The organism is Streptomyces sp. NPDC053076, assembly GCF_044546845.1.
GTDB lineage: Bacteria > Actinomycetota > Actinomycetes > Streptomycetales > Streptomycetaceae > Streptomyces.
This window is the reverse complement of record NZ_JBITZL010000001.1, coordinates 126,110-138,999: the sequence shown is the minus strand read 5'-3', so window position 1 is coordinate 138,999 and position 12,890 is coordinate 126,110. Positions and strand designations below refer to the sequence as shown.

General features: G+C 71.8%; 11 protein-coding genes. 5 read left to right on the top strand and 6 right to left on the bottom strand.

Going from position 1 to position 12,890, the window contains the following annotated elements; genetic code table 11:
• Positions 1 to 166 precede the first annotated feature (166 nt).
• From ACIGYR_RS00565 to ACIGYR_RS00550, 4 genes are read left to right on the top strand one after another with little or no spacing between them, the layout of a single operon-like run.
• A complete protein-coding gene (locus ACIGYR_RS00565) occupies positions 167 to 1,279 on the top strand; it encodes an aliphatic sulfonate ABC transporter substrate-binding protein (RefSeq protein WP_399605508.1) in 1,113 nt (370 codons plus the stop codon).
• 35 nt (positions 1,280 to 1,314) lie between these two features.
• Positions 1,315 to 2,094: an ABC transporter ATP-binding protein gene (locus ACIGYR_RS00560; protein WP_399605510.1), complete on the top strand. Its 780-nt coding sequence runs from the start codon at positions 1,315 to 1,317 to the stop codon at positions 2,092 to 2,094.
• Positions 2,081 to 2,965, top strand: coding sequence for an ABC transporter permease (locus ACIGYR_RS00555; RefSeq protein WP_391841264.1), 885 nt, complete (start codon positions 2,081 to 2,083; stop codon positions 2,963 to 2,965). Before ACIGYR_RS00560 ends, ACIGYR_RS00555 begins: the two co-directional genes overlap by 14 nt.
• 1 nt (position 2,966) lies before the next feature.
• Positions 2,967 to 3,704, top strand: a complete 738-nt coding sequence (locus ACIGYR_RS00550) for a sirohydrochlorin chelatase (RefSeq protein WP_399605514.1) — start codon at positions 2,967 to 2,969, stop codon at positions 3,702 to 3,704.
• Positions 3,705 to 4,014: 310 nt separating this feature from the next.
• Here the strand turns inward: ACIGYR_RS00550 and ACIGYR_RS00545 are convergent, their stop codons facing one another.
• Together ACIGYR_RS00545 and ACIGYR_RS00540 are read right to left on the bottom strand one after the other, a co-directional pair.
• Positions 4,015 to 4,338, bottom strand: a complete 324-nt coding sequence (locus ACIGYR_RS00545; protein ID WP_399605517.1) for a hypothetical protein — start codon at positions 4,336 to 4,338, stop codon at positions 4,015 to 4,017.
• 617 nt (positions 4,339 to 4,955) lie between these two features.
• Positions 4,956 to 5,594: a DsbA family protein gene (locus ACIGYR_RS00540; protein WP_399605520.1), complete on the bottom strand. Its 639-nt coding sequence runs from the start codon at positions 5,592 to 5,594 to the stop codon at positions 4,956 to 4,958.
• 491 nt (positions 5,595 to 6,085) lie between these two features.
• Here ACIGYR_RS00540 and ACIGYR_RS00535 point away from each other — a divergent pair, with 491 nt between their 5' ends.
• Positions 6,086 to 8,338: an MMPL family transporter gene (locus ACIGYR_RS00535; RefSeq protein ID WP_399605523.1), complete on the top strand. Its 2,253-nt coding sequence runs from the start codon at positions 6,086 to 6,088 to the stop codon at positions 8,336 to 8,338.
• A gap of 209 nt (positions 8,339 to 8,547) precedes the next feature.
• Here the strand turns inward: ACIGYR_RS00535 and mgt are convergent, their stop codons facing one another.
• From mgt to ACIGYR_RS00515, 4 genes are all read right to left on the bottom strand, one after another.
• The gene (gene mgt, locus ACIGYR_RS00530) at positions 8,548 to 9,762 is read right to left on the bottom strand and encodes a macrolide-inactivating glycosyltransferase (RefSeq protein WP_399605526.1); all 1,215 of its coding nucleotides are present in this window, start codon (positions 9,760 to 9,762) and stop codon (positions 8,548 to 8,550) included.
• 74 nt (positions 9,763 to 9,836) lie between these two features.
• Positions 9,837 to 11,111, bottom strand: a complete 1,275-nt coding sequence (locus tag ACIGYR_RS00525; RefSeq protein ID WP_399605528.1) for an ABC transporter substrate-binding protein — start codon at positions 11,109 to 11,111, stop codon at positions 9,837 to 9,839.
• Positions 11,111 to 11,944, bottom strand: coding sequence for a carbohydrate ABC transporter permease (locus ACIGYR_RS00520; RefSeq protein ID WP_399605530.1), 834 nt, complete (start codon positions 11,942 to 11,944; stop codon positions 11,111 to 11,113). Before ACIGYR_RS00520 ends, ACIGYR_RS00525 begins: the two co-directional genes overlap by 1 nt.
• Positions 11,941 to 12,864 (bottom strand): carbohydrate ABC transporter permease, encoded by a 924-nt coding sequence (locus tag ACIGYR_RS00515; RefSeq protein ID WP_399605744.1) that lies wholly within the window; start codon positions 12,862 to 12,864, stop codon positions 11,941 to 11,943. Before ACIGYR_RS00515 ends, ACIGYR_RS00520 begins: the two co-directional genes overlap by 4 nt.
• Positions 12,865 to 12,890: the final 26 nt, after the last annotated feature.

Below are 12,890 nucleotides of genomic sequence, written 5' to 3'. Positions count from 1 at the left end.
GCGGTGCGCTCGGCAGCGGGCAGGGCGGAGTGGCGCGATGTGCGTGCTGACGTACGCGCACTGCCTGCGCGCCCTCACCCCCCACCGCCGTAAACGCAGACCTGCCGACCTCCCGGCCACGACCTGAGAGACCGTGACCGCCGGGCCACCGAGAGGAAACCCTCCCGTGCCTGCCAACCACCCTCAGCACCTGCTCCGCCGCGGCCTGGCCGCGCTCACCGCGCTCCCCCTTCTCGCCCTCGCCGCCTGCGGTTACGGCTCCGAGGCCAAGGACGACGACACGGTCAAGGTCGCCGCCGGGGCCAAGAAGACCGACGGGCTCGACTCCGTCCGGATCGGATACTTCGGGAACCTGACCCACGGCACCGCGCTGGTCGGCGTCCAGAAGGGCTTCTTCCAGAAGGAACTGGGCGCCACCAAGGTCAGGCCCGCGATCTTCAACGCGGGTCCGTCCGAGATCGAGGCCCTCAACTCCGGCTCCATCGACATCGGCTGGATCGGCCCGTCCCCGGCGATCAACGGTTACACCAAGTCGGACGGCAAGAGCCTGAGGATCATCGGTGGTTCGGCTTCCGGCGGCGTGAAGCTGGTCGTGAACCCCAAGAAGATCACCTCCCTGAAGGACGTCAGGGGCAAGCGGATCGCCACCCCGCAGCTGGGCAACACACAGGACGTGGCGTTCCTCAACTGGGCCGCCGAGCAGGGCTGGAAGGTCGACCCGCAGAGCGGCAAGGGTGACGTCACGGTCGTCCGCAGCGACAACAAGGTGACGCCGGACGCCTTCAAGGCCGGCTCGGTCGACGGCGCCTGGGTGCCGGAGCCGACCGCGTCCAAGCTGGTCGCCGAGGGCGGCAAGGTGCTGCTGGACGAGTCCACGCTGTGGCCGGACAAGAAGTTCGTGATCACGAACATCATCGTGCGGCAGGCATTCCTCAAGGAGCACCCGAAGGCCGTCGAGGCGGTCCTGAAGGCGTCGGTGGAAGCCAACAAGTGGATCAACGCCAACCCGGACGAGGCGAAGGCGGCGGCGAACAAGCAGCTGGAGACGGCCTCCGGCAAGGCGCTGTCGGCCGATGTCCTGGACCCGGCCTGGAAGTCCATCCAGTTCACCGACGACCCGCTGGCCGCCACCCTTCACACCGAGGCGGCGCACGCGGTCAAGGCGGGCCTGCTGGACCAGCCGAACCTCAAGGGGATCTACGACCTGACGCTCCTCAACAAGGTCCTCAAGGCCGCGGGAGCGAGCCCGGTCGACGCCGCCGGCCTCGGCACCAGCTGACGTAAGCCCCGATGAGTTCCCAGGAGGTGACGACCATGGCCACGACTCTCACGAAGGCCGCCTCGACGGTCGAGTACGCCGCACGCCTCGAACACGTCTCGAAGTCCTTCGCGGGACCCGGCGGGCAGCAGCTCGTCCTGGACGACATCAACCTCGATGTCGCGCCCGGCGAGTTCGTCACCCTCCTGGGGGCCTCGGGCTGCGGCAAGTCGACGCTGCTGAACCTGGTGGCGGGCCTGGACCGGCCCACCGCCGGGGCCATCAGCACCGACGGACGCCCCGCCCTGATGTTCCAGGAACACGCCCTCTTCCCGTGGCTGACCGCGGGCAAGAACATCGAGCTCGCCCTGAAGCTCCGGGGGGTTCCCAAGTCCGAGCGGCGCGACAAGGCCGCGGAGCTGCTCGAACTCGTCCGGCTGACCGGGGCGCACGGCAAGCGCGTCCACGAGCTGTCCGGCGGTATGCGCCAGCGCGTGGCGATGGCCCGCGCACTGGCGCAGGAGAGCAGCCTGCTGCTGATGGACGAGCCGTTCGCGGCCCTGGACGCCATCACCCGGGACGTGCTGCACGACGAGCTGACCCGTATCTGGGCCGAGACCGGCCTGTCCGTGCTGTTCGTGACGCACAACGTGCGCGAGGCGGTACGGCTGGCGCAGCGTGTCGTCCTGCTGTCCTCCCGTCCGGGCCGGGTGGCCCGGACGTGGGAGGTCGACATTCCGCAGCCGCGCCGCATCGAGGACGCGCCCGTGGCGGAGTTGTCCCTCGAGATCACCGAAGTACTGCGTGGGGAGATCCGCCGCCATGGCCAGCACTGAGACGACGACCGCTCCGGGGACGGGGAGTGTGGAGGCGGGCCTCGACGCGCTGGAGACCGCGCAGTCCGGCCGTACGCCGTTCCGCAAGACCTTCGTCGACAAGATCGTGCCACCGGTCACGGCGATCCTCGTGGTGCTGCTGGTCTGGCAGGGGCTGATCACCCTGAAGGTCGTCGACGACCCGACCAAGCTGCCCACGCCGGCCGCGGTCTGGGACGCCTTCCGCAACGACTGGCTCCAGGGCAAGCTGGTCGGCTACATCTGGACCAGTGTCTCGCGCGGTCTGCTCGGTTTCTGCTTCGCGCTGCTGATCGGCACCCCGCTGGGCCTGCTCGTCGGGCGGGTGCGGTTCGTGCGCGCGGCCATCGGCCCGATCCTGTCCGGTCTGCAGTCGCTTCCGTCGGTGGCGTGGGTGCCGCCCGCGGTGGTGTGGTTCGGCCTGAACAACTCGATGATGTACACGGTGATCCTGCTCGGCGCCGTGCCGTCGATCGCCAACGGTCTGGTGTCCGGTGTGGATCAGGTGCCGCCGCTGTACCTGCGCGCGGGCCGCACCATGGGCGCGACCGGCCTGAAGGGCACCTGGCACGTCACCCTGCCGGCCGCGCTGCCCGGTTATGTGGCGGGCATGAAGCAGGGCTGGGCCTTCTCCTGGCGTTCGCTGATGGCCGCGGAGATCATCGCCCAGTTCCCCGACCTGGGGATCGGCCTCGGCCAGTTGCTGGAGAACGGCCGTACCGCCAGCGACATGGCCATGGTGTTCGAGGCCATCCTGCTCATCCTGTTCGTCGGCATCGCCATCGACCTGTTGATCTTCAGCCCGCTGGAGCGGTGGGTGCTGCGCAGCCGCGGCCTGCTGGTGAAGAGCTGACATGCGCCGCCCGGTACTCCTTGTGATCGCACACGGCAGCCGTGACCCGCGGCATGCCCGGACCGTGCACGCCCTCGTGGAGCGGGTGCGGGCGCTGCGGCCGGACGTGCGGGTGGAGACCGGCTTCCTCGACTTCAACGTCCCGTCGGTGCACGGGGTGCTGCAGTCCCTGGCGGCGGAGGGAGTACGCGACGTCGTCGCCCTGCCCCTGCTGCTGACCCGCGCGTTCCACGCCAAGGCGGACATCCCGGCGGTACTGCGGGACGCCCCGGCGCGGCTGCGGATCCGGCAGGCGGAGGTCCTCGGCCCGTCCCCGCTGCTGCTGGCCGCGCTGGAACGGCGGCTGTACGAGGCGGGATTGACGGCCGCCGACAAGTCCTCGACCGGGGTCGTGCTGGCCTCGGCGGGGTCCTCCGACCCGGAGGCGATCGCAGTGATCGCAGATATCGCGCGGGAGTGGCGGCACACCGGTTGGTGCGCCGTGCGGCCTGCGTTCGCCTCCGCATCTCTTCCGCGCACCGAGGACGCGGTGCGTGAACTGCGCCGGCTCGGCTGCGAGCGGGTCGCCGTGGCGCCGTATGTGCTCGCTCCCGGCTTCCTGCCGGACCGCATCGCGCGCGGCGCGGCCGAGACGGACGTCCTGGCCGATGTGCTGGGTGCGGCACCGGAGGTCGCGCGGGTCCTGTTGGAGCGGTACGACCAGGCCCGGCGGCCGGCACTGGCGGCGCTGGGCGCGTGACCGGCGGGCCCGGTCCTCGCTCACCGCACCGAGTGCACCTCGTGGCGTGAGCCGCCACCGGGTTGCCGGGCGCGCGGGTCGGTCCTCGCTCACCGCCCCGCGTGCACCTCGTGGCGTGAACCGGCGCCGCGGGGGTTGCCGGGCGCGGGTCGGTCCTCGTCCACCGCCCCGAGTGCACCTCGTGGCGTGAACCGGCGCCGCGGGGGTTGCCGGGCGCGCGGGGACCGGCCGGTGCCGCCGCGGCGGCTGCCGCCGACCGCTTCCGCGACTCAGTGGCGGCAGGACCCCGCGGTGGCGGGACTCCGGCCGCTCAGAGGCCGAGTGCGGTGGTGAGGTGCCGGGTGTAGGCGAGACTGCCGGTGCCGGCCGACGCCGCGATGGCGATCGTCTCCAGCGCGGAGCGGATCCGGCCCCGGTTGGGCGGCAGCCCGTCCTCGGCGGCCTGCGCCAGCTCCCCCTGGATGATCTCGCCCCTGCTGACGAGCTGCGGATACTCGGCGTGCAGTGTGTCGGTGAGCCGGTCGGCTACGTCCATGAGCGCCTGCAGGTCCGGGATGGCGTAGTTGCTCCGCCTGCGGCCGCCGTCACCGAATTCGGCCGGGCCGTTGACGTCTCCGAAGGGGTAGGTACTCATTCCTGTCCTCGCTTCTGGGCCGGCGGCTCGCGTCCGGACCGGAGGAGCCGTCGGATGGCTGGTGGTCACTGCTTCGGCACGCCGTCCGGGGAATCGTCCCGGGGGCGCCGAAGTTGCTGGGAGCGCTGACGTTACCGAGGTTGCGCGGCGGCCTGTCGCTGTCCGGTGCGGCCCGGTGGACCGGTCGCGGCTGTCGATGGACTGAGCAGGGCACGCGGCTTGGCCGGCGGCAGGCAGGAGGGCTGAAAATCGCCACCCATCCGGGTGATCGGTGTCCGTTGACCGCCGACCGGGGTCCGGCGAGGAGCGTGCGGGTGGCTAGGCCGACGCTGCGACCCGGTCCTGGCACGCCGCGTACCGGTCTGTCCGTCACCCTCATCCGTCCCTCCGGCCTTCCGCGCGCTTCACCCTAGGGACGCCCCCGCGGGATTGTCGCGAGGTTCGGTGAGCCGGCCCGGCCGGGGGCGGTTGTGTGGTACTGGCCGCCGCGGTCCGGCGCTCCCCTGTGACGTCGGACCGCGGCGGCTTTCCGTCCTGCGTCGGGGACGGCCCCCGTGTCACACGTGTGGCGAAGCCGGTGCGCCGCAGGGGTGTTTATCGGCCAGTCCCGGTGCGGGTCAGTCGAAGCGGAGGGCACCGGTACGGGTGCGCTTGAGTTCGAAGAAGTCGGGGTGGCGAGCCAACACGCGGAAGCTGTCGAATACTTCGGCCGCTTCGACACCACGGGGGACGGCGCGCAGCACCGGTCCGAACCACACGGTGCCGTCGATGTGGAGGGTGGGCGTGCCGACGTAGCCGCCGGTCGCCGGTTCGGCTCCGGCGGTGTGGCGGCGATGGACCGCCTCGTCGTACGACGGATCGTGGGCGGCGGCCGACAGGTCGGCCGGAAGCCCGAGTTCGGCCAGCGAGTCGGTGATCACCGTGTCGAAGTCCTTCACGCCGTGTTCGTGGATGCGGGTGCCGAACGCGGTGTACAGCTCGCGCAGCACCTTCTCGCCGTGCCGTTCGGCCGCGGCCACGGCGACCCGGACCGGGCCGATCGAACGGTCCACCAGGTCCCGGTACCAGTCAGGGAGTTCGTTGCCCGTGTTGTGCAGGTACAGGCTCATCACCCGGAACCGGAGGTCGAGCGGGCGCAGGCACTCGACCTCCAGCAGCCAGCGGGAGGTGATCCAGGCGAACGGGCAGGCCGGGTCGAAGAAGAAGTCGACCCGGGTCGGGGCGGCGGGGGCGGTCTCGGTGCTGCTGTGCGTCATGGCGCCGACGCTAGTGTGCCGGTGGCATCAAGTCCCGGCCCAATCCGCCCCTCTTTCCTTGGTCCAATTCCCGGTCCTGGCCGGTCGGAGCGCGCGGCCGTCGTGCCCCGTGGGGGCGGGCACGACGGCCGCGCCCGCGCCGGGGCGGGCTGCGCGAAACTCTGGCCGATGGCCGGGGCCCGGAGCAACCTCTTCACGCACCTGTGACTTGTTCAACAAAGTTTCGCAATGACAAAGCGGATCTCTGTCGGTCGGAACGGACACCGCAGGTCCCCGCCCCGATCCCCCTCCCTTCCCCGTCCCTGAGACGCGCCCCGGAGAACCGGCGATAGATGTAAGGGGCCGCCGTCCTCCCCTGCGGTGACCCGGGCCGCGCGCACTTCACCGGGCAGTACGACGAGACGCCCTTGTCCGGCGCCTACCGTCGAACCCGAGCGAACGCGGACGTGGCGGCAGGGGCCGGCACGGCACACGAGGGGGGCAGGCCCGTCATGGGGAACACAGAGGTGCGGGTGCGGGGGCTGGCCGCACGCGCCGGCGGCTGGAGCGCCCGGCACCGCTGGGCGGCTGTCGGCATATGGGTGCTGTTCGTCGTCCTGGCCGTGGGGCTGGGCTCCGCGGCGGGCCGGACGGACGTGGACGAGGGCGATCAGCTCAAGGGTGAGACGCACACCGCCGCGAAGATCATCGACGACGCCGGTATCAAGGAGCCGGCCGCGGAGACCGTCCTGATCCAGTCCGAGGACAACGCCGTCGGGGCCACCAGCGGCGAGTTCCGCGCGGCCGTCGCCGACGTGGTCAAGGCCGTCGAGAGCACCGGGAAGGTCACGCACGTGACCTCGCCGTACGACACGCACACCGTCTCGCGGGACGGCCGCAGCGCGCTGGTGCAGTTCGATCTGCGCGGTGACGCGGAGACGGCCGCCGACCGGATCGAGCCGGTGCTGGACGCCGTCGCCGGGGTGCGGAAGGACCACGGCGGCCTGCGGATCGAGGAGATCGGCGGCGCCAGCATGCAGAAGCAGTACCAGGACGCCTTCGGGGACGACTTCCAGCAGGCCGAGTACTCGGCGGTACCGGTGGCCCTCGGCATCCTGCTGATCGCGTTCGGCGCGCTGGTGGCCGCGCTGCTGCCGGTGGCCCTCGCGATCACCGCGATCATGGCGACGATGGGCCTGATGGGCCTGGTCAGCCATGTGCAGCCGATGAGTGACACCGCCAACTCCGTGATGCTGCTGGTCGGTATGGCCGTCGGTGTCGACTACTGCCTGTTCTACCTGCGCCGCGAGCGTGAGGAGCGGGCGGCCGGCCGGGACGCGGCCACCGCGCTCCGGATCGCCGCGGCCACCAGCGGACGGGCGGTCGTCGTCTCCGGTGTCACGGTGTGCGTGGCGATGGCGGGCATGCTGTTCACCGGCCTCGCCGAGTTCGAGGCGATGGGTCTGGCCTCGCTGATGGTCGTGGCGGTCGCGATGGCCGGGTCGGTGACCGTGCTCCCGGCGCTGCTCTCGCTGCTCGGTGAGCGGGTCGAGAAGGGCCGCCTCCCGTTCCTGGGCCGCCGGCGCCGCAAGCAGGGCCCGGACTCGGGCAGCCGGTTCTGGACGGCCGTGCTGCGTGGCGTGCTGGCCAGGCCGCTGATCTCGGTCGTCGTCGCGGCCGGCGCGCTGCTGGCGATCGCCGCGCCCGCGCTCGGCATGAAGACCCAGCAGCTCACCCTGGACCAGGAGTTCGGCGACTCGCTGCCCATCGTGCAGACGTACGACCACCTCAACGAGGCATTCCCGGGCGGCAGCGAGCCGGCGCAGGTCGTCGTCAAGGCCACGGACATCAACGCCCCCGAGGTCCGCCGGGCGCTGGCCGGCTTCAAAAGGGAGGCGGTGGCCTCGGGCGCCTCGCGCGGCCCGGTCGGCATCAAGCTGTACGACGCGCAGAACGTGGCCCTGGTCTCCGTGCCGCTGGTCGGCGGCTCCGATCTGGACCAGGCGACGAAGAGTCTGCGGACGCTGCGGGAGGAGGTGCGGCCGGCCACGCTCGGCAAGGTCGAGGGCGTACAGGCGCCGGTCACCGGGCAGGTCGCGGGCAACCACGACTTCAACGACCAGCTGATGGGCTCGGTCCTGCCGGTGTTCGCGTTCGTGGTCGTCTTCGCCTTCCTGCTGATGCTGCTGTCGTTCCGCTCGCTGACGGTCGCGATCACGTCGATCGTGCTCAACCTGCTGTCGGTGGCCGCCGCCTACGGCGTTCTCGTCGCCGTCTTCCAGCACGGCTGGGGTGCCTCGCTGGTGGGCGCGGAGGGCGTCGGCGCGATCGTCACCTGGCTGCCGCTGTTCCTCTTCGTGATCCTGTTCGGGTTGTCCATGGACTACCACGTGTTCGTGGTGTCCCGGATCCGGGAGGCCCGGATGCGCGGCCGTACGACGGCGGACGCGATCCGGCACGGCGTGGTCACCACCGCCGGGGTCGTCACCAGCGCCGCGGTCATCATGGTCGCCGTGTTCGCGATCTTCGGCACGCTGTCCATGCAGTCGATGAAGCAGATGGGTGTGGGCCTGGCCGCGGCGGTCCTGATCGACGCCACGGTCATCCGCGGGGTGCTGCTGCCGGCGGTGATGGCGCTGCTCGGCGAGCGCAACTGGTATCTGCCGAAGTGGCTGCACCGGCTGCCGGACCTCACGCACGACGAGGCTCCGCGGGGGCGTGCGGAGCGACCGGTGCGGGAGGAGGGCGAACGGCTGCCGGTCTGATTCCGCCGACGCGCGGGGGTGGGGCCGTACGCGGCTGGGGGGCAGTTGGGACCGTACGCGGCTGCGAGGGGGCGGTTCGGACCGTACGCGGCTGCGAGGGGGCGGTTCGGACCGTACGCGGCTGCGGGGGCGTGGGGGCTGGTCGCGCAGTTCCCCGCGCCCCTTCGGGGCGCGGCGCGTTGCCCCGGTCGGTATCCGTGCGGGGGGGACTACTCCTTCGTGTGGCCCGGTAGTTCTGCCTCGATGAGGTCGGCCGCGCGGTGGGTGCCGCCCTCCTGGGCCATCTCCGCCTGGGTCTCCTGCAGGCGGCGCGCCACCTGCGGATCGTCCACCAGGGCGAGGGCGGCCTCGCGGAGGCGGTCGGCGGTGGCCTCCTCGGTGGCGAACCGCCGGGCGACACCGAGCGCCTGGAGCATGTCGGCGTTGCCGAACTGGTCGGCGGCCTGCGGCACGGCGATCATCGGAGTCGCGGTGGCCAGCCCCTCCTGGCTGCCACCGGCGCCCGCGTGCGTGACGAAGAGGTCGGCCTGCCGCAGGATCGCCAGCTGCGGCACCCACTCGCGCACCTCGATGTTGTCCGGTACCTCGCCCAGCTCGCCGCGGGTCACGTGCCGGCCGGCCTGCAGGACGACATGCCAGCCGGGCAGGTTCCCGAAGGCGCGCACGCACTCCCGGTAGAACGCGGGCTGCTTGGTGAAGGCCGAGCCGAGCGAGACCAGCACGACCTTCTCGGCACCGGCGGGCCGCTGCCAGTCGCCCTGGTCCGCGCGGTCCCCCTGGCAGGCACCCACGAAGGTGTGGACGCGTTCGTCCACCCGGTCGGCCTGCGGCTGGAGTGCCTTCGGGATGAGCACCAGGGAACGCGCCGGGCGGCCGGCGAAGGGGTCCGGATGCTGCGTGATGCCGTTCTCCGCGAGCCATGCCTCGAACCGGGCGTAGTACGCCTGCCCGCGCTCGGTCTGCCTCGGCTCCTTCCACATCGGCTCGGCGACCTCCTCCTCGTAGCCCTCCCAGGCGACGAGGTTCGGGGAGAGGGAGATCGCCGGGACGCCCCAGCGGTGGGCCAGCACGCGGGCCGGGTACGAGGCGATGTCGTGCAGGACCAGGTCGGGCGTGTCGTCGGCGTAGGCCGCGATGAGCTGGGGCAGCGCCTGGATCGCGTCGGCCAGGAACGGCTCCACGTTGTCCAGCAGGGTGGTCCCCCAGGCCGCCGGGTCGGCGTCGGGGCCCGGCAGGGTGGAGGTGTAGGGCACGGGCCGGGCCCCGGTGGCGGCCACCTTGTCCGCGAAGACCGGCGGGATGGCGTACGTGACCCGGTGGCCCCGGGTGACGAGTTCACGGATCACCTCCAGGCTGGGGTTCACGTGGCCGTGGGCGGCGATGGAGAACATGGCGATGTGGGCAGGCGGGGTCACCGGGTTCATGCCAGCGAGGCTAAACGAGACGGAACGTATCGTCTAATGCATTTCCCGTGCCCGCCCTCGCGCGGCGGGACCGGTCAGCGCTGGTAGCGGGCCAGCACGAGATTGCCGTCCCGTTCGAGGCGTACGCGCAGCTCGTCGAGGTCGATCGCGCCGCTGTAGTACTCCTGGTAGGCCGGGGTGGCCACCTTGTCCTTCCATTCCGGATAGCCGCGCACCGACTGTGCGGGTGCCGGACGGAGCCGGGCGGCGAGGGCGGTGCCGGTGGCCCAGCCGTTCCTGGCGGTGTGCAGGGCCGGGTCCTTCAGGGCCCGGTTTCCGGTGGGCAGCATCCAGTCGCCGAGGGCGAGGCGGACCATGTTCTGCGGCCGCAGCAGGTAGTCGATGAAGGCGACCGCCTCCTTCTTGTGCGGGCAGTCGGCGGAGACGGACAGCGTCTGCGGGCTGACGCCCTGGGCGAGTCCGCCGGCGCCCGCCGGAGCCGGCAGTACCGCCCAGGGGAAGCCTTCGGGGGCCTGCTGCACGATCTGCTGCCGGTAGGAGAAGCCCAGCGGGACCATCGCGTACCGGCCGGCGAAGAAGCCGGGCAGGGTGTCCGAGCCACCGCTGCCGAGCGTCGAGGCCGGGGCGCTGTGGTCGACGGCGACCTGGTCGTGGACGGTGCGGGGCACGACCGCGTCACCCTCGGTGAAGCGCACCGCGATCCTGCCGTCCGCGCCCCGGTGGAAGAGCTGACCGCCCGCCGACAGGGACAGGTTGAGCGTGGCCGAGACGGGCTCCTTCAGCGGCCAGGCCACGCCGTACTTCCCGGGCCCGCTCAGCCGCTTGGCGACCTCCCGGAACTCCGCCCAGCTCCAGGGACGTTCGGGTGTCGGTATGCGCACCTTCGCCGCCCGCAGGCGGTCCGTGTTCGCGATCAGCACCCGCGGCTCCTGGAGGAACGGCACGCCGTAGACGCCGGGCCCGAAGGTGGCCGTCCGCCAGCTGCTGCGCGGGATGTCGGAGGTGAGCCGGGTGGGCAGCAGGCCGGTCAGGTCGGCGAGGTAGCCGCCGTAGGCGAAGTCGGCGAGGTCGTCGGAGGCGTCGTGGATGACGTCCGGGGCCTCACCGCCCTCGAAGGAGGTGAGCAGCTGGTCGTGCACACTGTCCCAACTGCCCTGGACATACTCGACCTTGACGTCCGGGTGGGAGGCGTTCCACTCCCGCACCAGCTCTTTGTTGGCGGCGACGGACTCCTGCTGCCAGGCCAGGGACTGGAACCGCAGAGTGACCGGGCCGCCGTCACGCCGGCCCGGCGACGAGCACGCCGCGAGGAGCAGCAGCACCGCGAGTGCCTTGGCGAGGGTCCGCATCAGCTCTTCACCGCCCCGGCGAGCAGGCCACCCGTGATCCGCCGCTGGACCAGCGCGAAGACCGCCACGGAGGGCAGGGTGGCGAGGAACGCGGCAGCGGCCAGCGGGCCGAGGTCGGCCACGCCCTCGGCGCCGATGAAGTGGGTGAGGACGACCGGAAGGGTCTGCCTGTCCGGGCTCTTGAGCAGCACCAACGCGAAGAAGAACTCGTTCCACGCGGTGACGAAGGCGAACAGGGCCGTCGCCGCGATGCCGGGTGCGAGCAGCGGCACCGTCACCGACACGAGAGTTCTCAGGCGTCCGGCCCCGTCCACGGCCGCCGCCTCCTCCAGTTCGGCGGGCATCGCCCGGACGTGGCCGGTGAGCATCCACAGCGCGAACGGCAGCGCCCACACGACGTACACCAGCACCAGTCCGACCAGGGAGTCGATCAATCGCAGGTTCTTCAGCACCAGGAACAGCGGGATGATCACCAGTACGAAGGGGAACGCCTGGCTGACCACCACCCAGCCCGTGGCGGCCCGGACCAGCCGGCCGCGGTGCCGGGCCATGACATAGGCCATGGGGGTGGCGAGCACCACGGCGACGACGGCGGTGGCGAGCGCCACCAGCAGGGAGTTGAGGGCGGCCTGTGCCAGCGGCTGCTCGTCGAACGCCTGCCGGACGTTGGCCAGGGTGGGCCGGCGCGGGATCCAGGACGGATGCAGACCGCCCAGCTCCCGGGGGGACTTGAGCGCGGTGGACAGCAGCCACAACAACGGGAAGGCCAGGAAGAGCAGGTACCCGAGCAGTGCGGCGTACTGGCCGACGCGGGCCGCGCGGCGGGTCCTCATGCCTCGTCACCGCCTCGCAGCCGGCCGGCCAGGAACACCGCGAGCAGCACCGAGACCACCGCGACGAGCACGCAGCCCATCGCCGCCGCGTAGCCGAACTGGCCGTAGCGGAACGCCTCTTCGTAGGCGAAGAGCATCGGCAGCCGGGTCTTTCCGCCGGGCCCGCCGCTCGTGAGCACGTAGACCAGGGCGAAGGAGTTGAGGTTCCAGATGAGGTTGAGCGCGGTGACGGCGAAGGCCACCGGTCTGAGCGCGGGCCAGGTGACCGCACGGAAGCGGCGCCAGGCGCCCGCGCCGTCGACCGCCGCCGCCTCGTGGAGTTCGCGCGGGACGTTCTGCAGTCCGGCGAGCAGGGCGACCGTGGTCTGCGGCAGGCCCGCCCAGACGCCGACGACGATCACCGCGGGCAGCGCGGTGGCCAGCCCGCTCAGCCAGTCCCGGCCGTCGCCGAGACCCAGGTCGCGCAGGGTCTCGTTGAGGACACCCGCGTCCGGGTTGTAGACGAGCCGCCACATGATGCCGACGACGACCTCGGGCATCGCCCAGGGCACGATCGCGAGGGCGCGGGCCAGGCCGCGCAGGCGCAGGTCCTGGTCGAGGAGGAGGGCGAGGCCGAGCGCCAGCAGGAACTGGGGCACGGTGACGCCGACCGCCCAGACCAGTCCGATCCGGAACGACTCCCAGAACAGGGTGTCGTGCAGCAGGTCCTGGAAGTTGAGGGCCCCGATCCACCGGGTGGCGGCCGTCCGGCCGGACTGGGCGTCGGTGAAGGCCAGGAGGATGCCGTAGAGCAGCGGGCCGACGCTGAGCACGAGGATCGGGACGAGGGCGGGCAGGACGAGGAACCAGGTACCGCGGTCGGCGATCCGGCGCCCGGCGGGGCGCCGCGCTCCGGCCGGTGACGACCGCGCCTGGGCCATTGCTGTCACGGAATCAGCCCCTTTGC